Annotated in this window: 20 protein-coding genes; 13 read left to right on the top strand and 7 right to left on the bottom strand. The window is 69.5% G+C overall.

The window, feature by feature from the left end; all coding sequences use genetic code 11:
• Positions 1-462: 462 nt before the first annotated feature.
• From QOM21_RS01840 to xdhC, 3 genes are read left to right on the top strand one after another with little or no spacing between them, the layout of a single operon-like run.
• Positions 463-1,944 (top strand): xanthine dehydrogenase small subunit, encoded by a 1,482-nt coding sequence (locus QOM21_RS01840; protein WP_407555555.1) that lies wholly within the window; start codon positions 463-465, stop codon positions 1,942-1,944.
• Positions 1,941-4,367: a xanthine dehydrogenase molybdopterin binding subunit gene (gene xdhB, locus QOM21_RS01835; RefSeq protein ID WP_407547723.1), complete on the top strand. Its 2,427-nt coding sequence runs from the start codon at positions 1,941-1,943 to the stop codon at positions 4,365-4,367. Before QOM21_RS01840 ends, xdhB begins: the two co-directional genes overlap by 4 nt.
• Before the next feature lies 1 nt (position 4,368).
• Positions 4,369-5,178: a xanthine dehydrogenase accessory protein XdhC gene (gene xdhC / locus QOM21_RS01830; protein WP_407555554.1), complete on the top strand. Its 810-nt coding sequence runs from the start codon at positions 4,369-4,371 to the stop codon at positions 5,176-5,178.
• An 81-nt stretch (positions 5,179-5,259) separates the two neighbouring features.
• Here xdhC and QOM21_RS01825 read toward each other — a convergent pair whose 3' ends face one another.
• A complete protein-coding gene (locus tag QOM21_RS01825) occupies positions 5,260-5,664 on the bottom strand; it encodes a helix-turn-helix domain-containing protein (protein ID WP_407547722.1) in 405 nt (134 codons plus the stop codon).
• Positions 5,665-5,712: 48 nt separating this feature from the next.
• Positions 5,713-6,279 carry a hypothetical protein gene (locus tag QOM21_RS01820; RefSeq protein ID WP_407547721.1) on the bottom strand — a complete coding sequence of 189 codons (567 nt, stop codon included), beginning with the start codon at positions 6,277-6,279 and terminating at the stop codon, positions 5,713-5,715.
• Positions 6,280-6,507: 228 nt separating this feature from the next.
• On the opposite strand from QOM21_RS01820, the gene QOM21_RS01815 reads away from it, so the two are divergent.
• On the top strand, positions 6,508-6,867 hold the full coding sequence (locus tag QOM21_RS01815) for a hypothetical protein (protein WP_407547720.1): 360 nt from the start codon (positions 6,508-6,510) through the stop codon (positions 6,865-6,867).
• 108 nt (positions 6,868-6,975) lie between these two features.
• Here the strand turns inward: QOM21_RS01815 and QOM21_RS01810 are convergent, their stop codons facing one another.
• Positions 6,976-7,593: a TOPRIM nucleotidyl transferase/hydrolase domain-containing protein gene (locus tag QOM21_RS01810; protein ID WP_407547719.1), complete on the bottom strand. Its 618-nt coding sequence runs from the start codon at positions 7,591-7,593 to the stop codon at positions 6,976-6,978.
• Between the two features lie 189 nt (positions 7,594-7,782).
• On the opposite strand from QOM21_RS01810, the gene QOM21_RS01805 reads away from it, so the two are divergent.
• The 5 genes from QOM21_RS01805 to QOM21_RS01785 all read left to right on the top strand — a co-directional run bounded on the left by QOM21_RS01805 (position 7,783) and on the right by QOM21_RS01785 (position 12,529).
• Entirely contained in the window at positions 7,783-8,217 is a 435-nt protein-coding gene (locus QOM21_RS01805) for a VOC family protein (RefSeq protein ID WP_407547718.1), read from the top strand.
• A gap of 223 nt (positions 8,218-8,440) precedes the next feature.
• Positions 8,441-9,172, top strand: coding sequence for a DUF4232 domain-containing protein (locus QOM21_RS01800; protein ID WP_407547717.1), 732 nt, complete (start codon positions 8,441-8,443; stop codon positions 9,170-9,172).
• A gap of 1,113 nt (positions 9,173-10,285) precedes the next feature.
• The gene (locus tag QOM21_RS01795; protein ID WP_407547716.1) at positions 10,286-10,993 is read left to right on the top strand and encodes an LPXTG cell wall anchor domain-containing protein; all 708 of its coding nucleotides are present in this window, start codon (positions 10,286-10,288) and stop codon (positions 10,991-10,993) included.
• 111 nt (positions 10,994-11,104) lie between these two features.
• Entirely contained in the window at positions 11,105-11,707 is a 603-nt protein-coding gene (locus tag QOM21_RS01790; protein WP_407547715.1) for a hypothetical protein, read from the top strand.
• Between the two features lie 228 nt (positions 11,708-11,935).
• On the top strand, positions 11,936-12,529 hold the full coding sequence (locus tag QOM21_RS01785; protein WP_407547714.1) for a DinB family protein: 594 nt from the start codon (positions 11,936-11,938) through the stop codon (positions 12,527-12,529).
• A 140-nt stretch (positions 12,530-12,669) separates the two neighbouring features.
• On the opposite strand, the gene QOM21_RS01780 is transcribed toward QOM21_RS01785, so the two are convergent.
• Complete coding sequence (locus QOM21_RS01780; protein WP_407547713.1) at positions 12,670-13,986, bottom strand: MFS transporter; 1,317 nt, start codon at positions 13,984-13,986, stop codon at positions 12,670-12,672.
• 89 nt (positions 13,987-14,075) lie between these two features.
• On the opposite strand from QOM21_RS01780, the gene QOM21_RS01775 reads away from it, so the two are divergent.
• Positions 14,076-15,056 carry an ArsR/SmtB family transcription factor gene (locus QOM21_RS01775; protein ID WP_407547712.1) on the top strand — a complete coding sequence of 327 codons (981 nt, stop codon included), beginning with the start codon at positions 14,076-14,078 and terminating at the stop codon, positions 15,054-15,056.
• A 3-nt stretch (positions 15,057-15,059) separates the two neighbouring features.
• Here QOM21_RS01775 and QOM21_RS01770 read toward each other — a convergent pair whose 3' ends face one another.
• Complete coding sequence (locus QOM21_RS01770) at positions 15,060-15,215, bottom strand: hypothetical protein (protein WP_407547711.1); 156 nt, start codon at positions 15,213-15,215, stop codon at positions 15,060-15,062.
• Between the two features lie 131 nt (positions 15,216-15,346).
• Positions 15,347-16,504 carry a PucR family transcriptional regulator gene (locus QOM21_RS01765; RefSeq protein WP_407547710.1) on the bottom strand — a complete coding sequence of 386 codons (1,158 nt, stop codon included), beginning with the start codon at positions 16,502-16,504 and terminating at the stop codon, positions 15,347-15,349.
• 146 nt (positions 16,505-16,650) lie between these two features.
• Between QOM21_RS01765 and QOM21_RS01760 the strand changes: the two genes are divergently transcribed.
• The 3 genes from QOM21_RS01760 (at position 16,651) to QOM21_RS01750 (ending at position 20,814) form a co-directional block, all read left to right on the top strand.
• Complete coding sequence (locus tag QOM21_RS01760) at positions 16,651-17,976, top strand: MFS transporter (protein WP_407547709.1); 1,326 nt, start codon at positions 16,651-16,653, stop codon at positions 17,974-17,976.
• Positions 17,977-18,228: 252 nt separating this feature from the next.
• A complete protein-coding gene (locus QOM21_RS01755; protein WP_407547708.1) occupies positions 18,229-19,503 on the top strand; it encodes a M20 family metallo-hydrolase in 1,275 nt (424 codons plus the stop codon).
• 111 nt (positions 19,504-19,614) lie between these two features.
• Entirely contained in the window at positions 19,615-20,814 is a 1,200-nt protein-coding gene (locus QOM21_RS01750; protein ID WP_407547707.1) for a PucR family transcriptional regulator, read from the top strand.
• 33 nt (positions 20,815-20,847) lie between these two features.
• Here QOM21_RS01750 and QOM21_RS01745 read toward each other — a convergent pair whose 3' ends face one another.
• Positions 20,848-22,224, bottom strand: a complete 1,377-nt coding sequence (locus tag QOM21_RS01745) for an NAD-dependent succinate-semialdehyde dehydrogenase (protein ID WP_407547706.1) — start codon at positions 22,222-22,224, stop codon at positions 20,848-20,850.
• Positions 22,225-22,232: the final 8 nt, after the last annotated feature.

Here is a 22,232-nt window from a genome sequence, read left to right as displayed (position 1 = left end):
GGATGAGGCTGAGGTAGCGCTCGGCTTGCGTTCGTAGCGGCGGCAGCCGGCCCGGCGTGGACCCGGTGCGCTCGGCCACCCGGCGGCGACACCCGGCCGATGGGGGCTCGGACCGAGGTCAACCCCTTGACCTCGGTGGCCTCAGCCCATACTTTACGGTGGAAGCCGATCCATGAATACCGAAAGGAGGCGACCAGCAGATGTACACCTACTCTGATCTCGGTCGCCTCGCCCAGCACACGGTCTGGGTTCCGGGCCGGATCGCGCACGGCTGCTGAGTACGCCGTTCTGATGTGCCCGTCGCGGCACATTCCAGGTTTCCTGTCACCACTTTCCGGCACGTCGCTGTCGCGTGCCGTTCTGCGCCCGTTCCTCTTACGCGGCGCGTCTGAACACAGAAAGCTGCCTGAAATTGGCGAACATGATGAATCGACCGATCGCGCCCCGAAACGAAGGCCTGACATGGTAGCCGCGCGGATCACGGTCAACGGGAAAGAAACACCGATTTCACCGGCCGCACCCCACACCACAACGCTGGATTTTCTGCGCGAGCGTGGCCTCACCGGCACCAAGGAGGGCTGCGCCGAAGGTGAATGCGGCGCCTGTTCTGTCCTGGTGGCCCGGCCGGGGGTGAACAAGCCCACCGACTGGGTGGCGGTCAACGCCTGCCTGGTCCCGGTGGCGGCGCTGGACGGTCAGGAGATCGTCACCTCCGAAGGTCTCGCCACCTCCGGCGAACCCGGCACGCCACCCATCCTGCACCCGGTGCAGGAGGAGATGGCGGTCCGCGGCGGCTCCCAATGCGGATACTGCACGCCGGGCTTCATCTGCAGCATGGCCGCCGAGTACTACCGTCCCGACCGCTGCGCCCACGCGGACCCGGCCGACGGCGCGGGCCCGGCCGACAGCACCGACGCCGAGCACGGTCCGAACGGATTCGATCTGCACGCGCTGAGCGGAAACCTGTGCCGCTGCACCGGCTATCGCCCGATTCGCGATGCCGCGTTCGCCGTCGGCGCGCCCACCGACGAGGACCCGCTCGCGCAGCGTCGCGAGCAGTCCGCGCCCGCAGCGGTCGCCACCGAATACGCCCAGGACGACAGCACCTTCCTGCGGAGGAACACCCTGGCCGAAACGCTGCGGTTGCTGCGTGAGCGGCCCGACGCGGTGCTGGTCGCCGGTTCCACGGACTGGGGCGTGGAGGTCAACATCCGCTCCCGCAGGGCGGATTGTGTCGTCGCCATCGACCGGCTGCCCGAACTGCGCGCGCTGCGCGTCGAGTCCGACCACATCGAGATCGGGGCGGCGCTGACGCTCACCGAGATCGAACGCCGCCTCGACGGCGACATCCCGCTGCTGGCACAGCTTTTCCCGCAGTTCGCCTCCCGGCTCATCCGCAACGGTGCGACCCTCGGCGGAAACCTGGGCACCGGTTCCCCCATCGGCGACAGCCCGCCTGCGCTGCTCGCGCTGGAGGCGACGGTGGTGCTCGCCGACGCCGACGGTGAGCGCGAGGTCCCGCTCGCGGAATACTTCACCGGCTACCGGCAGAGCGTGCGCCGTCCCGGCGAGCTGATCCGCGCGGTGCGCATCCCGCTGCCGCTGTCGCCGGTCGTGGCCTTCCACAAGATCGCCAAGCGGCGCTTCGACGACATCTCCAGCGTGGCAGTCGCTTTCGCGCTGGACATCGAGGACGGGATCGTCCGCAAGGCACGCATCGGCCTTGGCGGCGTGGCCGCCACCCCGATCCGCTCCCTCGCCACCGAGGCGGCCCTGGAGGGCAAGCCGTGGACGGCGGACACGGTCGAGGCCGCGGCCGGAGTGCTGCAGGTCGAGGGCACACCCATGAACGATCATCGTGCCAGCGCCGAGTACCGCTCCGCGATGCTCGGCCAGAGCCTGCTGAAGCTGTACGCGCAAACCACCGAGGCGGTGTCGTCATGAGTCATCTGTCCGAGCGGCCCGAAAAGCCTGTCGTCGGCATCTCGATGCCCCACGAGAGTGCCACCCTGCACGTCACCGGCAACGCGCTGTACACCGACGACCTGGTTCATCGCACCAAGGACGTACTGCACGCCCACCCGGTCCAGGTCATGAAGGCCCACGGCACGATCACCGCGCTGCGCACCGAGCCCGCGCTCGCGGTGCCCGGTGTGGTCCGTGTGCTGACCGGTGCCGACGTGCCAGGCGTCAACGATGCCGGGATGAAGCACGACGAACCGCTGTTCCCCGACCAGGTCATGTTCCACGGCCATGCGGTCGCCTGGGTGCTCGCCGAGACCCTGGAGGCGGCCCGGCTCGGTGCGGCGGCCGTCGAGGTGGAACTCGACGAACAGCCCTCCGTGATCACGCTGCAGGACGCGATCGCGGCCGACAGTTTTCACGGCGCTCGGCCCGTGATGCTGACCGGCGATCCCGACGCCGGCTTCGCCGACTCCGCGCACGTGTTCACCGGCGAGTTCCAGTTCTCCGATCAGGAGCACTTCTACCTGGAGACGCACGCGGCGCTGGCCCATATCGACGAGGCCGAGCAGGTGTTCGTCCAGAGCAGCACCCAGCATCCTTCGGAGACCCAGGAAATCGTCGCGCACGTGCTCGGTCTGCACAGCCACGAGGTGACCGTGCAGTGTCTGCGGATGGGTGGCGGCTTCGGCGGCAAGGAGATGCAGCCGCACGGCTTCGCCGCTGTCGCCGCGCTCGGCGCCAAGCTGACCGGTCGGCCGGTGCGGCTGCGGCTCAACCGGACGCAGGACCTGACCATGTCCGGAAAGCGGCACGGGTTCCACGCCGGGTGGAAGATCGGCTTCGACGCCGACGGCCGCATCCGGGCACTGGAAGCCACCCTGACCGCTGACGGCGGCTGGAGCCTGGACCTGTCCGAGCCGGTGGTGGCCCGTGCGCTGTGCCACATCGACAACATCTACTGGATTCCCAACGCGCGCATCACCGGCCGCATCGCCAAGACCAACAAGGTCTCCAACACCGCCTTCCGCGGCTTCGGCGGACCGCAGGGCATGCTGGTGATCGAGGACATCATGGGCCGGTGCGCGCCGCTGCTCGGCCTGGATCCGATGGAGCTGCGGGAACGCAACTTCTACCGGCAGGGTCAGTCCACGCCGTACGGACAGCCGGTCGTTCACCCCGAACGCATCTCCACCGTCTGGCAGCAGGTCCGGGACAACGCCGGCGTCGCCGATCGCACGCGCGAGATCGCTGCCTTCAACGCCGCGCACCCGAACACCAAGCGGGCACTTGCGATCACCGGCATCAAGTTCGGCATCTCGTTCAACCTCACCGCCTTCAACCAGGGCGGCGCGCTGGTGCTGATCTACAAGGACGGCTCGGTCCTGATCAACCACGGCGGCACCGAGATGGGCCAGGGCCTGCACACCAAGATGCTCCAGGTGGCCGCGACCACGCTGGGTATCCCGCTGCGCAAGGTGCGGCTGGCCCCGACGCGGACCGACAAGGTGCCCAACACCTCTGCCACCGCCGCCAGTGCCGGGGCGGACCTCAACGGCGCGGCGGTGAAGAACGCCTGCGAGCAGCTGCGCGAGCGGCTGCTGCAGGTGGCCGCCACACAGCTGGGTTCGAATGCCTCCGATGTGCGCATCGTCGAGGGCATCGCGCGCAGCCTGGGCAGCGACAAGGAGCTGGCCTGGGACGACCTGGTGCGCACCGCGTACTTCCAGCGAGTTCAGTTGTCGGCGGCCGGCTTCTACCGGACCGAGGGTCTGCACTGGGACGCGAAGACGTTCAGGGGCACGCCGTTCAAGTACTTCGCCCACGGCGCCGCCGCGGCCGAGGTGGAGGTGGACGGCTTCACCGGCGCGTACCGCATCCGGCGGGTGGACATCGTGCACGATGTCGGCGACAGCCTTTCCCCGATGATCGACATCGGGCAGGTCGAGGGTGGTTTCGTGCAGGGCGCAGGCTGGCTGACGCTGGAGGACATGCGGTGGGACGCCAGTGACGGGCCGAACCGCGGCCGGCTGCTGACCCAGGCCGCGAGCACCTACAAGCTGCCGAGCTTCTCGGAGATGCCCGAGGAGTTCCACGTCACGCTTCTGGAGAACGCCACCGAAGAGGGCGCCGTTTACGGGTCCAAGGCCGTGGGTGAGCCTCCGCTGATGCTGGCGTTCTCGGTGCGAGAGGCGTTGCGGCAGGCCGCTGCCGCGTTCGGGCCGAGCGGGGTCTGCGTCGAGTTGGCCTCGCCCGCAACGCCGGAGGCGGTGTACTGGGCGATCCAGGCGGCCCGCAAGGGCGATGCCTCACGGAACGGGCGCGTCCACAACGGGTCTGCCGCCAACGGCCAGGTCGTCGACGGCAGGAACCGAACCGACGCCGCAGCGTTGAGCGGTGCCTGACATGACGTGGGTCGCCGCGGTCGCACGGTTGAGAGCCCGCCGGGAGCCCGGTGTGCTGGTGACCGTCGCGACCGTGCGCGGCCATGCCCCGCGCGACGCCGGTGCCAAACTCGTGGTGGGGCAGACCGAGACATGGGGCTCGATCGGTGGCGGCAATGTCGAGGCCGTCGTGATCGATCGGGCCCGGGAGATGATCACCGTGGCCAAGCCGGAGCCGGAGCTGATTGATTTTGCCCTGAACGACAAGGTGACCAACCGGCACGGCGTGCAGTGCTGCGGCGGCACGGTCTCCGTGCTCCTCGAACCGCTGCCGGTGGTACGGGCGGTCGCGATCTTCGGCGTCGGACACGTCGGGCTGGAACTGGCGCGCATCCTGGCACGCCAGGACCTCGATCTCCATCTGATCGACACCCGCTCCGACATCCTCACCGAAGAGCGGCTCGACGTGCTGGCGGACGCGGTGGCGCAGGTGCATGTGCATCACACGCCACTGCTGCCCGAGGAGGTGCTGGAGGAGCTGCCGCGCGGTACCCACATCCTGATCATGACCCACGACCACGCCGAGGACGCCGCCCTGTGCGACGCCGCCTTGCGCACCACCCACCTCGGCTCCATCGGGCTGATCGGGTCGGCGGCCAAGTGGGTGCGGTTCCACAAGCGCCTCGCCACCGAGGGCGGTCACGACAAGGCCGCCATCGATCGGATCAAGACCCCGATCGGGCTGGCGGACATGACCGGCAAGGAACCCGCGACCATCGCCGTGAGTGTCGCAGCCGACTTGCTGCGCACCTTCGAAACCGACGGGGACTGACTCTCCAACCGGATCGACCGGGGCCCCGCACGCGTGCCAACAGCACACACGCGGGGCCCCCTTCGGCACAGCTATGCCCTTCTACATCGTGAGTTGTCGGCAGACCAGCTCATGGGCGAGCCGTGCCGTCGTCAGCAGGTCCTTCCGGGCTGTGCCGAGGTTCGCTCGCACCGACAAGCCGTGTACGACGGATTGGACGAGCCCGGTCAGGGCCGCCGCGTCGGCCCCGGCGACGAGTTCCCCGTCCTGAACCGCTCGCTCGATGCGTGCGACGAGAGCCCGCTCGTACAGCCCGGCTTTGCTGCCGAAGACGGCGTAGAGGCTGGAGCTCGACCTCCCGACGGCAGCGGTGAGGTCGCGGGTCGACATCCCGGAGTAGCCACGTCTCCGGAAGAGGCGGGCGGCGTCGACAGACTCGGCCGCCTTCTCAACGGCGTCGCCGTTGTCCGATGACCGGAGAGCCGGCGTCCGTAACGGGATGAGCATGACGACGGCCGCCGCCCGTGGGTGGGCGACGGCCGGTCGGCTGCGGGGTCATGCCTTGGTGAAGCACCAGGTGGTAGTGGGGCGGTGGTCGTACGAGTACACGATGCTACGCACGTACTGCGGCCCGCACTTCTCGTTGCCACCGATCACGTCGCCCGTCTTGTACTGGGCCTCGGGTGAGGAACAGTCGACGATGGTCATCTCCACGGCGTCACCGGAGCCGGTCATCTTGACGCAGTCGCCGACCTTGGCGTTGTGCTCGTCGTCGTATGCCTTGGCCGAGGCGGACGCCGAGGCTTCCTTCGCGGCCTTGCCGCCATTGGGATTGGTGTTGTAGTCCACCACGTACCAGACAACGCCGCCGATGACGGCCAGCACAACGGCCAGACTCAGCAGCCGCTGCAATGCACTTGGCTGCTGCCTCTGCGGGCCGCGCGGCGGTTGCTGTTGACCGTACGGCTGCTGCGGCCCCTTCGGGTGACCGTACTGCGGCGGGGCCTGCTGATACCCGTACTGCTGCGGCGGCTGCTGCTGGTACCCGTACTGCTGCTGCGGGGGCTGCTGGTGTCCGTACGGCTGCTGAGGCTGGTTCGGGTAGGGCGGCGGTGCGGACACGGCTTTGGTCCCCCATGGTTGACGACGTGAATGAAGGTCAACGTGATGTTGACCGGTGCAGGTTACCGTCCAGCGTCATTCCGCCGGTCAGGGGTACCCGGTGCGCAGAGCCCCACTCGTTCGATGCCCAGGCGTGCCGCGAGGGCCGCTTATTGGCGTCCGCCTCAGCCGCCACGGTGCCCCCTCTGGATAGCCTGCCGATCATTCGAACAGGAGGAGGGCCCGACGGTGGACACCGAGCATCAGCACCCTGCGATCCAACTCCCCGAGGGGTCTTGGTGGGACTGGGAAGTCATCGCCTGGGACGCAGGCCGACTTCGATTGGCCGCCGGCCACGACCTCACCTACCACCACGGCTTGGAGCTGGTCTTCGGGGACCCGGCCTTCGTCAGCTGTCCGGCGATGTTTCACGATCCGGCCTTCCGCCCGCCGACGGCCGAGGAGTCGATGCGAGTCACCCGTCAGCTCGGAGAGGCACCGTCCGTTCTGGTCGCCTTCGAAGCGGACGCGAACGGTCAAGAGCCTGTCACCTGCCTCATCGCTGCGGAACGGCTTGAGATCGTGCACGAGAAGGTTCTGAGGTACTGACGCGAGGACATGACCCCCGGTCAGTGACTCGCGCCAGAGGGTCGGCCGCCGGGCGATCAGACAAATCCCCGCGCTCGAAGCGGCCGTGCCCGGGCTTCCGAGCTTCCGTCACAGACTCGCGAGGAGGTCGTCGAGCGGGGCCGGTACCTGTCCGGGGTCAAGGACCTCCACCAGCAGACGGCCGTAGCGGATCTTGCGGCCCTTCTTCGTACCGAGGAAACGCCGCAACTGCTGGTGCCGGGGCCGACCGTGTTGCGCCGGCTGGCGCAGGAAGATCTGCCAGGCCCGCAGGTCGCCATCGGCGCGGATGATGTCCTCGACCCGCGCCGTGCCGAGCGCGCGAATCAGCTCGTCCTCCAGGTCCGCCACGCAGACGAAGAAGTCCTGGTGCGGCGCCCCGGCACGCTTCAAGCCTCGGTCGTAGAAGCGCTGCTCGCCCTCGTCGCACAGTCCCGTCAGGCGCAGGCCGAGACCGGGTGGCCCGAGAAGGCCGGCGTAGCGGCCGATACTCATCGCCCCGCCCATCGGCACGACGCACACCCCTTCCGCGGCCAGGTCCCGGCCACGCCGGGCGGCCAGCGCCTCGACGGCCGCGAGGTCGCTCGGTCCTTCCAGCAGCACCGCTGTCCGCACTTCCAGTTGTGCCGCCAGATCGCTCGCCGGATCGCCGGGACCGCCGGCCGCCCAGCGGCTGACCGCGTCCCGGAATGCCTGCATGTCCGCCATGGAGTGAGTGTGCCCTTCCGCCGGCCCGCACGGCACGGAACATTCGGAGGAATTGCTGGGACACGAGCCTGGAGACGTCCCTCCCTTCAACCAGCGGCCACGGGCCCCGGGTAGTCCACTTGGGCGTGTTTCAGGTGTGGCTGATGAGAAGCGTGTTGGCCATGGCCACGGGCGGCGTACCGTAACCGCATGGAGCAGCGCATCACTCTGGTCACGCTGGGGGTTTCCGATCTGGCTCGTGCCAAAAGCTTTTACGAGGCTCTTGGCTGGCGGGGGCAAGAAGTCGAGGAGACCGTCTTCTTCCAGGCGGGCGGCCTGGGACTGGTCCTGTGGGGCCGCGACAAACTTGCGGAGGACTGCGGCCTGGAGCCAGGGCAGGCGGTCGGATTCGGCGGCATCGTGCTGGCGCACAACGTCCGGTCCGAGGCCGAGGTCGACGCTCTGCTCGCGGCAGCAGAGGCGGCCGGTGGGACCATCACCAAGCCGGCGGCCGTCAACGCCATCGGCTTCTACTCCAGTGCCTTCGTCGATCCGGACGGCCACGTCTGGGAGATCGCGCACAACCCAGGGTTCCCCCTCGCCGAGGACGGCTCGGTCACCCTTCCCGATTTCGGCACGCTCTAGCCGCGCTCAGCGTGCCGTAACAAGTTCTGAGGGCGGGCCCGTGACGTGTCCCGCGGGAGGCCGCTGTGGTCGCCGGCCCGGCCCGCCTTCTCCTTGGCGTCCCGCCACCCCTCACACCCGTGTTAGCCGGACGTTAGTGGAGCGGCAGCCTTGCGACAGGAGCGCCGATCAGAGTGGGTGACGTACCGAGGAAACAACGACATCGATTGACCCGGGGGACCCGATGAGCTCCAGCACCACTGCCCGCACCGCGCGCCGCCGCACCCTGCGCGTTGCCGCCGCGGCCCTGACCGCCGTCGCCGGCCTCACCCTGACCGCCTGCTCCGGCTCCGACGCGGCCGACGCGAAGCCCGCGGCACACACGGACGCGGGCAAGGCCGCCGCCGAATCCAGCGGCGCGGGCTCCTCCGCCGGAGCGCAGGGTTCCGACTCGCAGGCGGGCCCCGGCGCCAAGGCTGACAGCAAGGCGGGCGCTGCGGGCAAGCAGTCGGGCAGCGGGCAGGCCGCCAACGCCGGCAAGGCGGGCTCGGGCGTTGAACGCTGCCACACCTCCGGCCTGAAGGCGTCGTTCGCCACGGGCGAGGACGCGACCCCGGACCCTGACGCGGGCGGCTCGACGACCACCAGCGTCGTACTGACCAACAAGGGCAGCCACACCTGCAAGATCGGCGGCTTCCCGGGCGTGGACCTCAAGACGGAGAACGGCGGTGGGGTCTGGTCGCTGCAACGCTCGTCGGCCAAGCACGGCTCGATCACCCTGAACCCCGGGGACAGCACCGACTTCACGATCAACCTAGCCCTGACCAAGGAGGAGGAGGGCTTCTGGCAGCCCGCCTTCGCGGTCATCACCCCGCCGAACGAGACCACCTCGCTGACCCTGGACTGGCCGTGGGACGCGCTCGTCGACCAGCGTGGTGCCACCCATCCGGCCACCTTCGTCAACCCCATCGGCTGACACCGGGGCGCTGCGATGAAGGCATGGCGAACTCGTATCGGCGTCGGCCTCCCTGTTGAGGCATGAGACCGTCTGGATATGTCAGCGCCGATGAGTGGGTTGCAGGCGGCCTTGGCCGCGGCTTCGTCTCCCTCGTGGGCGACGCGTGCTCGTGCCGGGCGCGACCTTGCTCCGTTCGCTGATGCTCCTGAAGCTGCTGAGGCGTTGGTGAGTCTGCTGCTGGACGTTGCGGACACAGCGGTGACGCGACGGACGGCCGAGGCGCTGGCCAGGGTGGGGACGATGGCCTCCGTAAGGCTCATCGCCCTCGCGGTTGCCGAGGCCGATGACAATCATGCCGACTGGATGCAGACCGGGGTGGAGGACGCTCTCGCGGGGCCGGGCAGTGTGCCGGATGTCGCAGCGGCCTGCGGATGGCTCGCCCGAGACCCGGAATCAGCAGTCCGTCGGGGTGCCGCGGAGCTCGCGGTGTGGACGGACGCCACACGATGTTGATGTGAGGCGAACGGCGCGCCATGCTGAGCCCGGAGGCGTCGGCGGCCCCACGGCCCCGTCTTCGAACGGCTCTTTCCCAGGGCCGGAGTGATGCGAGTGTGACCGCTGCTTCGTAGGAGGTGGCGGTCTGCCCGTTTCGGGTGCCGATGCCGCGGAAGCTCTTGAGCTGGTCGGAGCAGCGTGCGACGGGGTTGCGTCCGCCGTGGGCCCTCTGGTTGAAGCCTGGTGGCCGGCCGCCGCTGCTCCCGCAATGGTGCCGCTACTGCAACCTTTTCGCAGCACGAGTGGTCATGCACGAGGCGCAGGTGTGCGCATGTACGCATGTCTGCAAGCGCACTCACGCACACCATGCGTCACGCACGGCCTGACCATCACGAACATCAACCTGTGCTGCCCAGGCAGCACTTGGGATACGAGAGCGGCGGCGGAGCGGGTAACCCGGACGAGCCGCCGCGCCCGGGCGAAGCCGCTGCCGGTGGCTCGGCATCCCAGGACCGCGACGGGTCCGCCCGTCCCGCCCCAGGGAAGCCGCCGAAAGCTGCCGGGACCGCCGAAGGGACCACTGAGGGGGCCCCTGGCGCGGGTGCTGCCACCGGTGGAGGCAAGGAGGCCGGTGATTTGCACGTGGCCGTCCGCGGGCTGCCGTCCCAGCTGACTGCTGGCGGTGCCTGGACCCCCTTCTCCATGACGCTCACCAACACCACCGGCAAGTCCCTGGGGGAGGTCCAGCCCTTCCTGCTGGTGTCCTCTGCCGAAGACGTCGACCGGCCGTACCGGGAGCTGGAGACCGAGTACCGCGACGCCAAGACGGGGCGGTGGAAGACCTTCCATGACGCGGCGCCCGACGACCTGTTCGGGTTCCTCGCCGTCGGTCCGCGCAGCACCATCACGCTCCAACTGCGCACCCGCGTGGTGAAGGACGCCAAGCCCGGCGCCGGGTACGCGCTCGCCGCCGGCGACTACCGCAACCGCGACGGTTCCTGTGGTTCGGCCAAGGAAGCCTGGTACGACTTCACCATCCTCCCCGCGGGCACGAAGCCGACGCAGCCCCCGACCACCAAGCCGAGCGACCCGGGCAAGCCGGGTGGCACGGCCGAGCCCAGCCAGAGCGCCGTGCCCGGCGGCGGTACGGGTGGTTCCGACTCCACCGGAGGAGCCCTCAGCCCGCAGGGCGGCGCCCACCTCGCCGCGACCGGCTCCTCGTCCGCGCTCCCGGCGATCGCTCTCGCCGGCGGAGCCGCGATGGTCGTCGGCGCGGGTGCGGTCATCGGCGTGCGCCGCCGCAAGGGCGTGGCCGGTCCGGGTGACACGGATGTCACCGCGTAAGCCCAACCATTTCTCCAAGAACCTGATAGCCCAAGGATCCACAGCCTTTAGAGCTCAATGACACTCCATACAGAGGCTTCAAGGGTCCGAAGAGCCAGGAAAGAGATCTTCATGAATCTGCGCCGCGCCCTGTCGGTCTCGGCCGCGACGGCCGCCCTGCTCCCCGTGGCGGTGGCCGCCGCGCCCGCCTCCCAGGCAGCCCCTGCCGAGGAAATCCCGACGTGCTACGACCTCGACACCGCCTACGGGCAGTACCACGACAACACCTTCGTGGGCCGCTCGTTCGGCATACCCAAGTCGATCACTCTCGGCACTCACTGGACGACCTACACCGCCACGCTCACCAACGCCTCGGCGAAGGAGCTGAAGTCCTTAGAACTCAGCGCCAAGCTGGGCAGTTATGTCTACAACGAGGGCGAGCGCGACCTGAGCCCGTACGGCGATCTGCAGTACTGGGACACCTCGCAGCGCGCCTGGAAGACGCTGCGCCAGGCCGGTGGAGACGCCGGCGGCACCATCCCCGGCCCGAAGACGCTGAAGCCCCGCGAGTCCGTCCACGTGCAGCTTCGGTTCAGGGTGAGTAATGACCTGCCCCTGGACCAGACGTACGACGGGTTCACCGGCCTCACCGGCACCTTCGTCGACCGCTACCGCGACATGGACTGCACGGCCCACGGCGACGCCGGCGGCGGCTTCTACCCCCGCAAGGGCTGAAACCTCCGGGGAGGGCTGCCGCCGCCGCGGCCCGACGGCGGTGGCCCCCTGGTGCACTGCGGGCACTCCGGGGCCATGGAAGTGGCAGTCCTTACGCCGACGATCGGCGTGGTGGATCGTGAAGTATCAAGGAGAGATGACGGCACGTGTCCGTTTCTCTCGTTGCGTCAGGTGATCGGATTCGCCGCGAATGGTGGACAGAGATCATGCGAGCGGCAGACTGGCCCCATGACCGCATCAGACCCTAAGGCTGATCTTCACTTCTCTCTGCAGTCCGCCCGCGATGCCTTGCTGTGGAAGCTCGATGGGCTCTCCGAGTACGACATCCGCCGTCCCGCGACGCCGAGCGGTACGAATCTCCTCGGCCTGGTGAAACACGCGGCCGGCGTGGAGCTGGGTTACCTCGGCGACACCTTCGGACGGCCGTCCGGTGAACCGCTGCCCTGGCTCGAGGACGGCGCTGAGCCCAACGCGGATATGTGGGCCACTGCCGGTGAGACGCGCGAGTTCGTCGTGGAGCTTTACCACCGAGCGTGGGCGCACGCGGACGCGACGATCGACGCGCTGGCGCTGGACACGGTCGGCAAGGTGCTGTGGTGGCCCAGCGGCAGGGACGAGGTGACGTTGCATCATGCCGTGGTGCGCGTGATTGCCGATACACACCGGCACGCCGGCCATGCCGACATCCTCCGGGAACTCATGGACGGTGCCGTCGGGATGAACAAGGCAAACGACAGCATGGCGCCGGGCGACTCGGCGTGGTGGGAGGGCTATCGAAGCCGACTGGAGCTTGCGGCTCAGGAAGCCGACCGAGACGCGTAACGCCACACCAGAGCATGGAGTTTCCCGGCACAGCTACGCCTCAGGACTCGTCACACCGTGAGCCATCGGGAATGGCGGTCTGTCAGGGAGACGTGGGGGTGGGGTGCGTGACGGCTCGTGTCCGACCCGACCTGCGACGGTTACTGCGCAGGAGAACTACAGGCATGCTGTTCGGTGCCGTTCCATGATCCCGTTGAGTAGTTCGGGACGGGGCCCGGGGAGGTGAGTGGGTGCCAGGTGAGAATCCAGCCGGCGGTAAGCGCCGCCGCGCCGCCTGCCAGGGCGATTGCGCCGCCTGTTCCGATGCCTGAGGCCACGGAGCCGAAGGAGGCAGGCCCGACGCCTTGCAGCGTCATGCTGCCGGAGCCGAGCAGACCGTATGCCTGGCCCTGGCCATCCTCCGGCAGGGCGTCCAGGAACGGCCTTTGCAGGCCGAGACCGTAGGCGAATCCGACGCCGCAGAGCAGCAGCAGACAGGCCGAGACGCCCACTCCGGGCTCGGCGGCGAAGCCGACCAGCGGCAGTCCCATCAGCGCAATCAGCGGGACCACCAGTCGCTCCCGGGTGGGTGGCCGTAGCAGTCGGCCCACCAGCAGGTCGCCGACAAGCATGCCGACCGGCAGACAGCCCATCAGCACCGCGTACCAGCCGGGCGCGAAGTGGCGTCCTCCCGCGTAGGCGACGATCAGGCCTTCCGCGCCCGCTACGAACGCGGACGGTAGCCACTGGGCCAGCATCAGTCGTCGCACCGTGCGTCCGCGCAGCAGCAGGCCGGCACCGTGCAGGCTCGCCCGAACGGCCCCGCCATTGCCCCGAGCGCCGCCGGGTGGGCCGCCGAACTCTCCCGGCTGCAGCCGGGGTAGCCGGATGCGGATAGCGAGGGCGCAGGCGAGGTAGAGGGCGGCGCTCACCGCGAGCGCCCGGTGCGGGCCGAGTACCGCGACGACCGCACCTCCCAGCGCCAGACCGAACAATTGCGCGCCAGAGGAGGCGATGTTGTTCAGTGAACGGCCCAGCACATAGGCGTCGCCCTTCAGCCACTGCGCGACAAGCCGACTCGACGCGCCGCCGAACACCGGTGTGGCGAGGGCGACCAGCGCCACGACACCGAGGCTTGCCGCGATCGGCATCCGCACCAGGGAGAGCAGCAGGGCGGCGGCGCACTCCAAGGCGTAGCCGCCGGCGATGAGCGCGCGGGGCGGCAGTTGGTCGGCCAGCGAGCCCAGCAGCAGCGAGCCGAACAACTGCGGGAGAAAGCCGATGCCGAAGGCCAGTGCGCTCAACAGCGCGGAGCCGGTGGCCGCGAAAACCAGCACCGAGAACGTGGTGATCCGCAGCGCGCCCGCAGTGATCGCGACGGTGCGGGTCGAGAAGAGCAGCCGGAATCGCGGCTCGGCGAGCACCTCCCGGTAGGTGGCACGGTGGTTGACCTGCGCAGGTTCGGCGGTTGGGGTCATGGCTCCCAGCCTCGCCGTGCGCCCACGCCACTCACCAATGATTCGTCGCTGGACGAATCGGAACAGACGTCCCGCGGTAGCATCGCAGGGTGCTCCGCTTCGAAGTCTCCGTCGAGGACCTGCTGCGCAGCCGCTTCGCACTGTCGCCCGCGCTGGACCTCTGCCTACTGCTTCGCTCGCTCGCCGGCCAAGACCGGCCGCTGCCGCGAGCCTGGGCCACCCGGCTCCTGCCGGCCTTTGAACGGCTTCGCCGCGAGACCGAATTGGACGCTGCCCTCGCCCTGCACGCCCCGCGATCCGGACCGAACTTCGTCGCCCCGCCCCCGCGCGGCCTCAACCAGACCTGGGCAGACGACCTGGCCACGATCCGGAGCACACCGCTGGAAGCGGCCCGCCACGAATTCGCCACCACCGCGACCGGCCCGTCCGCCCGTGATCCCCGCGTACGCGCAGTGCTGGACTCGACGGACGCCGTCTCCAGGATCGCCGAGGCGATGGACCAGGCGTGGCACGAGCTGCTCGCCCCGGACTGGCCGCAACTGCGCGCGATCTGTGAGCGCGATGTCGTGCACCGGGTGGGTGTGATCGGCGAACACGGATGGGCCACGACCATCGAGAGCCTGCACCCGAGCATCGCCTGGCGCGCCGGCGGTATCGAGCTCGGCTTCTTCCCCCGAGGCGGAACGGTCCGCCTCGCCGGCGACGGGCTACTGCTGATCCCTTCGGTCTTCGTCGCGAATATCGCCGCCCACCTGGAAGACCCCTGGCCCAGGACCTTGGTCTATCCTGCCCGCGGCACCGCCGCCCTGTGGGGCGAACAGGAGACCGTTCCCCAACCGGACGCGCTGACCGCTCTGGTCGGCCGGGCCCGGGCCCGGCTGCTGGTGGCGCTGGACGCCCCGGCCAGCACCAGTCACCTCGCCCGAAGCCTCGCCATGGCACCCGGCGCGGTAGGAGACCACCTCGCCATCCTGCGGGGCGCGGGGCTGCTCGTCCGCGCCCGGTCCGGACGGTCGGTGCTCTACCGGCGAACCCCGCTCGGCGAGGCACTGGTCGGCGGTTCGAGCTGAGGCTCAGATCAGCACTGCTTTTTTGAGGCACCGCCGGCAGACGATTGCGCAGCCGAGGGTGAGGAGGGCCTGGTGGATGTCGGCGCGGATTTCCCAGCGGATACGCAGTCGGCGGAACCAGCGCAGAAGTGCGAAGGCCGCTTCGAGGGACGCCGTCATGCTCCGCAATCCCACGGTCTGGTGTTTCGCGGGCTGTGCCGGTTGTTCGGGCTCTGGCGGTAAGGGGCCCGGGGGCTGGTCGGGTGCGTGTCGCCTGCCGGGTGGTGGTGGCTGTGGGACGGTCGACCTCTCTAGGCCAGGGCCACCAGTGCCAGCGCGGCCTGATCGGGGATGGTGACGTCGAGTCCGGTCAGCTTCTGGAAGCGGCCCAGGCGGTTGAGCACCGTGTTGCGATGGCAGTACAGGCGCTCGGCGCTCGCCGACAGGCTGCCGGTCGCCAGGTAGGCGCGGATCGTCTCCACGATCACGTCCCGTTCCGATGGTGGCACCGTGCCGAGGCCGGCAAGCAGCGCGGCGGAAAAGCCGTGTTGCTCGTCGAGTTGGCTTTTCGTCACGCGGGTCCATGCCTGCGCCAGGGTGACCAGCCTGTTGTCGTCGGGCCGGAGTGTCCGGCAGATCTCGAAGGCTGTCGCCGTCGCCGCAGGTACGGCACCGAGTCCCGCAACATCCGACACGAGGCCGCCCGCCATCCCCTGCAGTTGCTGCAGCTGGCGCTCCTGCAGTCCGCCCGACCGGGGAGCCGGCCAGAGGAGGACGACGCGTCCGGGCTGGTTCAGCACGAAGAGCTGCTCGCCGAGAGTGGTGACCCGCGCGGCGGCACGGTGCGCATGCTGAGAGGCCGCCGCATCGGCCACCACCACGCGGAAGACGGCATCGGCCTCGACGCCCAGGGCCCGCGCGATGTTCTGCACGTCCCGGGGGGACTGGCCGGCCGGGCCGAGCAGCTCCGCGAGATAGGTGCGCTGCTCGTCGCGCGTGGTGGCGGCCAGGAGCGCCCGCTCCTCCAGGTAGCTCTGCTGCACCGCGCGGGCGTAGTCATCGACCACCGACCACAGGTTTTCGACATGCAGGGCCAGTACGGCCATGTCGCTGTCCCGGGCGCGAGTCAGCATCGCCGACCACAGCAGTCCGAAGTCGAGCTGCACTGCGGCGACGAGATCCTCGCCGGGCACCCCCTGGCGTGCCCGGAGCCGCCCCAGCTCGCCGGGGAGCGAGCTCAGCTGGGTCGTGGTGGAGTCGGTGGCGACCGCGCTGAGGATCAACGCCAGCGAGTCGCGCGCCGACTCCCGCAGCTGCTCCTCGCCCACCGGGCCCGCCCGGTATCCATCGATGTCATCCACTTTGCCCAGGAAGGTCTCCGCCAGTGCGTCGACCTCACTGGTCATGGCGGCGACCAGCTCCCGCCAGCGCGGCAGGGACTCCCTCTTGCGCTCGGCCAAATCCTTCATGGGGAGCTCCCGGCAATGTCCTGGCGGTTGTGCGTGTGCACAACCATCTTGCTGAAATCGGTGGCGGGCTGCAATGGTCCGATGATCCGGCCCGGGGTCGAATGAAAGCCAACCAGCGTCCGGCCCGTCTTCTTCCGGAGTTCATAGTGAGCGACACAGCAGCCGTCCCCATCACCGAGCCGCCGGGCACCATGGACCGCGCTGTCGCGCGCCGAGTCGCCGTGGCGGCGTTCGTCGGCACCGCCATGGAGTGGTACGACTTCTTCCTGTTCACGACGGCCGCGGCGGTCGTGTTCAACGTGCAGTACTTCGTCTCCGGCAACGCCCTCGCCGCGACGCTGGCGTCATTCGCCACCCTCGCCGTCGGGTTCGTGGCCCGCCCGCTGGGCGGCCTGCTGTTCGGCCGGCTCGGGGACCGGGTCGGCCGCAAGCAGGTGCTGATGACGACGATCGTGGGCATCGGGGCGGCGACCGTGCTCATCGGCCTGCTGCCGACGTATGCCTCTCTGGGGGTGGCCGCTCCCGTGATGCTGATCGTCCTGCGGATCCTGCAAGGACTCTGTGTCGGCGGCGAGTGGGGTGGAGCGGTCACCATCGCCGCCGAGAACGCGCCTGCTTCCTCACGCGCCGTCTACGCCAGCATTCCCCAGCTCGGCTCTCCGGTCGGCACGATCCTTTCCTCGGGTGCGTTCTTCCTCTGCTCGGTACTGCTCTCACCGGACAATTTCGACTCGTGGGGATGGCGGGTGCCGTTCCTGCTCGCCCTGCCGATGCTGGCGGTTTCGGTCGCGATCCGACGTCAGCTGGAGGAGTCGCCCGCCTTCAAGGCCCTCCAGGCGGAGGAGACCGTGGCGGAGACGCCGCTGCGTCAGCTCTTCCGCCGTGACTGGCGGCAACTGCTGATCGGGTCCTCGATCATGCTCATCGGAGCCGGCGGCTTCTACCTCGTCACCACGTTCGTCATCAGCTACGGGCAGCGGGTTCTCGGCCTGAGCTCTTCCATGTTGCTGCTGGCGACCGTCATCGCCGCCGCAGTCGAGATCCCGGTCATCGTCTCCGGGGGCCGGCTCGGACAGCGGTACGGCTCCAGCCGCGTCGTGATCGGCGGGGCACTGGCCACCATCGCGCTCGCCTTCCCGGTGTTCTGGGCGATCGGGACGGCGAGCCCCGTTGTCGTCGTGGCGGCGATGACCGTCGGTGTCGCCGCGGTCTCCTATCCGTACGCCGTCTCCGGCGCCGTGCTCACGAGCCTGTTCCCGGCGCAGGTGCGCTACAGCGGGGTGGCCGTCTCCGCCAACTTCGCGGGTCTGCTCAGCGGCTGCGTGCCCCTGGTCGCGACAGCCGCGCTCACCTTCACCGGAGACACCCTCTGGCCCAGCGCGGGCATCCTCACGCTGATCGGATTCATCGCTCTCGCCGGTGGTCTGCTGGCACCGCGCTACAGCGTCACCGAAGCCGGTCTCAAGCACTAGATGTGCGCGCCTTCCGCCTCTTGTTTCGTCTTGAGGGGGAGCAGGCCATGAACACGGGTGCACTTTTCAGGGCCGAGGTGCCGCGTTCGGTTGCCCGGCCGACATGACCCAGTGGGTTCTGCGGGTCGAGCTCACCTTGATGTACCGCCCGGTCCCAGCCGCGCTCCGACGGCGCTCCGACCGTGTCACCCCCCGACCTCAGGTCCTCAAACTGCCGGCCGAGCCGGCACACCCACCGAAAGGGACTTCCGCATGAGTAACTCCCGTACCTCTTCCGGCACATACGCGCAGGACACCGCCTTTCTGGAGGACTTCACGACCCTCTCGGCATTCGGTTCGACCCCCGGGGGAGGCGTGGAACGGCAGGCCGCCACAGCCGCCGACGGCGAGCAGCGTGCCTGGCTGCACCAGTGGCTCACCGACCGGGGCTTCGAGGTCCACTACGACAGCGTGGGCAACCAGTTCGGTCTCTTCACCTTCACCCCGGGAGCGCCGTACGTCCTCAGCGGATCGCACCTGGACAGCCAGCCGCTCGGTGGCCGCTACGACGGCGCCTACGGCGTCCTCGCGTCGGCCCACGCCGCCTACCGGGCCGTCCAACGCCGGCGCGCCTCCGACGACGCACCGCGCTACAACGTGGCCGTCGTCAACTGGTTCAACGAGGAAGGCTCCCGGTTCAAGCCGAGCATGATGGGCAGTTCGGTGTTCACCGGGAAGCTGTCCGCCGGGACCGCCCTCGCCACGACCGATCCGGCGGGCACCACCGTGGAGAGCGCGCTGCGCGAGATCGGGACGATCGGCGACCACGCCGGGCCCGAGGTGGCCTCGTACGCCGAGATCCACATCGAGCAGGGCCGCGGCCTGGAGGACGCGGGGACGACGATCGGCCTGGTGGAATCAACCTGGGCGGCACGCAAGTACCAGGTGGTCGTCCGTGGCGAGCAGTCCCACACGGGGTCGACGATCATGGCGGATCGCCGCGACGCCCTGTTCGGCGCCTCGCTCCTGGTCGTGGGCGTACGCGAACTGGCCGAGCAGAGCAAGGACACCCCGCTGCACACCTCCGTGAGCGAGATGGCCGTTCTGCCCAACTCCCCGGTGGTGGTGGCTCGCGAGGTCCGCATGCACGTCGATCTGCGTTCGCCCGACGAAGCGCTTCTCGACGCCGCGGCCAAGAAGCTGGCCGAATCGCTTCCGGGCGTCGAGGAGCGCGCGTCGGTCAGCATCGAGTTGGTCCAGACGCACGGCTGGGGTGTGGCGCAGTTCCCCGCGGCCGGCGTCGAGCTCGCCGCCGAGGTGGCTGAGGAGCTGGGGCTCAGCCACCAGCGGGTGATGACCATCGCGGGGCATGACTCGGTGAACATGAAGGATGTGGCGCCCGCGGTCATGCTCTTCGTGCCCAGCGTCGACGGCATCTCCCACAACGAGGGCGAGTTCACGCAGGACAGCGAGATCTGCGCCGGCACCGATCAGCTGGCCGAGGTGCTCCACCGGCTGATGAACGGCGCCCTGGACAACGTCCGGTGAGGCGGGGGACGGCGCGGGGCCGATGCGCCGCGCCGTCCCCTCGTGACGGCGAGCGTCCGGCGCTCCCCGCCGGCATTGGATTATTGCTGAAGGTGGGCCACGATTGTGCACATGCACACCCCGCGTCCGTCCCTGCCGCCGCCGGATCCCCGCGTCTCCGCTCTCGCCAGCCAGTGCCTGGAGGAGATCGACGTCCTCGTCGAGGAGTGGGCGGCCTATGTGGGGCCGGTCCGTGCGAGCTACGCCGACCTCGTCACCGACCAGGAGTCCCACGACAGTGCCTGGCAGGCGTTCGAGCTGCTGTTGCGCACCGTGGCCCAGCTGCCCGTGCCGGAGCACATCGCGGGTGTCTCCGAGCGGGTCGGCGAGGAGCGTGCCCGGCAGGGCGTGCCGCTCGCCGCGCTGCTGGAGGCCGCGCGCGTGAACTTCCACATCGTGTGGTCCGCTCTCGTACGGCGGGCGGACGAGGAGGAGAAGGCGCGGCTGGTGTCCTCGGCGTACCTCGTGTGGGAGGCCGTCGGAGGCCATGTCACCGGCATCATGACCGCGTACCAGCGCACGGTCCTGGAGATGGGCAGGCGGGCCGAGGACGAGCGCCGGCTGTGGTTCGCCCGGCTCCGGGAGACCGGGGGCAGCAACCCGATCGTGGTGCGTGACGCCGCCCTGGCACTCGGGTTCCAACCGGGCGAACGGTTCGTCTGCGCGGTCGCCGCGCTCAGTGACGGTGCCGCACTGCACAGGGCCGCGGCCGCGCTTCGCTCCTCCGACGTTCCGCTGCAGCTTCAGGGCGTCGCCTCGGATGTGGTGCTGACCGTCCAGCTCGGGGCCCGGGTGACGCGGGACGTGGTGCTGAAGTACCTCCAGGAGGCGCCCTGCGGCGTGTCCTCCGAGGTGGCCGGGCTGGCCCAGGTGCCGCGCGCGGTCGAACTGGCCACTGCGACCGCCCGGGTCCTGCCGGCCGGTGCGACGGGGCCCAGGAGGCTGGAGGAGAGCTGGCTCGATGTCCTCGTTCACCGGTCGGAGGGCTTCGGACACGACCTCGCCGCCGACGTCCTCGGCGGCCTCGCCTCGGCGGATGTCCCCGGGTCCGAGGCGGAGCGGCTTCTTGACACCGTGCGGATCCACCTGGCAGGGACCGGGTCCGTGGCGGACACCGCGGCCGCTCTGTACTGCCACCGCAACACCATCCGCCACCGGTTCGACCGTTTCGCGGAGCTCACCGGCTACGACGTGCGCCGCCCCGAGGACGCGGCGCTCCTGACGCTGGCGCTGCGCGCCCGCACCCAGCTGACGGAGGCCACCGGCCGGTGACACCGGCCGATGACCTCCGCCGACCGGTCTCGGTCAGGCCGGGTGCACGCGAATGACCTTGCGGTTCACGAATTCGCCCATCCCGTATTCGCCCAGCTCCCGCCCGACTCCGGAGCGCTTGACGCCTCCGAACGGGAGGTCCTCCTGTGTGCCGGAGGGGCCGTTGACGGAGGCCATGCCGACGTCGAGGGCGTCGGCGACGGCCTCCGCCGCCGCGACATCGCGGCTGAAGACCACGCTCCCCAGGCCGTAGGGCGTGTCGTTGGCGAGGCGGACGGCCTCCTCGGCATCGGCGACGCGGTGGACGACGGCCACGGGACCGAAGATCTCCTCGTGGTAGGCGCGCATCGCGGGGGTGACGCCGGTCAGAATCGTCGGCTCGACGAAGGCACCGGGGCGTGCGATACGCGCTCCACCGGTCACGGCCGTGGCCCCCTTCTCCACCGCGTCGGCCACCTGTGAGATCACCGTGCGGGCCGCTTCCTCGGAGGACAGCGGGCCGAACGCGACGCCGTCGTCCGAGGGATGGCCCACCGTCAAAGAGGCGACCGCTGCGGTGAAAGCGGCGAGGAAGCGGTCATGGACGGCATCCGCCACGATGAAGCGCTTCGAAGAGGTGCAAGCCTGCCCCGCGTTGCCCATCCGGCCCTCAACCGCAGCGCTGACGGCTGCTTCGAGGTCGGCGTCCGGGAGCACGATGAACGGGTCGGAGCCACCGAGTTCGAGCACGTACTTCTTGAGGTGGCGGCCGGCGATCTCGCCCACCGCGCGCCCGGCCCGCTCCGATCCGGTGAGGGAAACCCCCTGGATCCTGGGGTCCGCGACGATGCGCGCGGCCTGGTCGTGGTCGGCGCGGACGTTGACGTACGCACCCGACGGCAGCCCGGCCGCCGTCATGATGTCCTCGATGGCCTGCGCCGACTCCGGGCAGTTCGGGGCGTGCTTGAGAAGGATGGTGTTGCCGAGGACGAGGTTGGGTGCCGCGAAGCGTGCGACCTGGTAGTAGGGGTAGTTCCAGGGCATGATGCCGAGCAACACCCCGAGCGGCTCGGACCTGACGCACGCCTCGCCGCCACCGCGGATGTCGAGCTGTTGGTCCGCGGCGAACGCCGGCCCGTGCTCCGCGTAGTACGCGAAGATCGCCGCTGACAGGTCCACCTCGCCGAGCGCCTCGCTGGTGGTCTTGCCCATCTCGCGGGTGATGATCGAGGCGAGGGCCTCCCGTCGCTTGCGGAACTCCCACGACACCGCCAGTGCCGCGTCCGCCCGCTCGGCGATCGGGCGTCGGCGCCAGGAGGCGAATGCGTCCGCCGCGGACGTGACCGCGCGTTCGATCTCGCTGTCGTCATGGGTCGGATAGCTGCGGACGAGGGAGTTCGTCGTGGGATCGACGATCCGGTATTCGCTCACGTTGCTTC

The sequence above is a fragment of the Streptomyces sp. Pv4-95 genome, assembly GCF_045782725.1.
In the GTDB taxonomy this organism is placed as follows: Bacteria; Actinomycetota; Actinomycetes; order Streptomycetales; family Streptomycetaceae; genus Streptomyces.
This window is presented reverse-complemented; position numbering and strand designations above follow the sequence as displayed.

Excerpts from the sequence above, each read along its gene's own strand:
- QOM21_RS01770 (WP_407547711.1), bottom strand. The coding sequence starts at position 15,215 with ATGACGGCGTCCCTCGAAGCGGCCTTCGCACTTCTGCGCTGGTTCCGC.
- xdhC (WP_407555554.1), top strand. The coding sequence starts at position 4,369 with ATGACGTGGGTCGCCGCGGTCGCACGGTTGAGAGCCCGCCGGGAGCCC.
- QOM21_RS01840 (WP_407555555.1), top strand. The coding sequence starts at position 463 with ATGGTAGCCGCGCGGATCACGGTCAACGGGAAAGAAACACCGATTTCA.
- QOM21_RS01800 (WP_407547717.1), top strand. The coding sequence starts at position 8,441 with ATGAGCTCCAGCACCACTGCCCGCACCGCGCGCCGCCGCACCCTGCGC.
- QOM21_RS01785 (WP_407547714.1), top strand. The coding sequence starts at position 11,936 with ATGACCGCATCAGACCCTAAGGCTGATCTTCACTTCTCTCTGCAGTCC.
- QOM21_RS01805 (WP_407547718.1), top strand. The coding sequence starts at position 7,783 with ATGGAGCAGCGCATCACTCTGGTCACGCTGGGGGTTTCCGATCTGGCT.
- xdhB (WP_407547723.1), top strand. The coding sequence starts at position 1,941 with ATGAGTCATCTGTCCGAGCGGCCCGAAAAGCCTGTCGTCGGCATCTCG.
- QOM21_RS01780 (WP_407547713.1), bottom strand. The coding sequence starts at position 13,986 with ATGACCCCAACCGCCGAACCTGCGCAGGTCAACCACCGTGCCACCTAC.
- QOM21_RS01750 (WP_407547707.1), top strand. The coding sequence starts at position 19,615 with ATGCACACCCCGCGTCCGTCCCTGCCGCCGCCGGATCCCCGCGTCTCC.
- QOM21_RS01765 (WP_407547710.1), bottom strand. The coding sequence starts at position 16,504 with ATGAAGGATTTGGCCGAGCGCAAGAGGGAGTCCCTGCCGCGCTGGCGG.
- QOM21_RS01810 (WP_407547719.1), bottom strand. The coding sequence starts at position 7,593 with ATGGCGGACATGCAGGCATTCCGGGACGCGGTCAGCCGCTGGGCGGCC.
- QOM21_RS01755 (WP_407547708.1), top strand. The coding sequence starts at position 18,229 with ATGAGTAACTCCCGTACCTCTTCCGGCACATACGCGCAGGACACCGCC.
- QOM21_RS01825 (WP_407547722.1), bottom strand. The coding sequence starts at position 5,664 with ATGCTCATCCCGTTACGGACGCCGGCTCTCCGGTCATCGGACAACGGC.
- QOM21_RS01790 (WP_407547715.1), top strand. The coding sequence starts at position 11,105 with ATGAATCTGCGCCGCGCCCTGTCGGTCTCGGCCGCGACGGCCGCCCTG.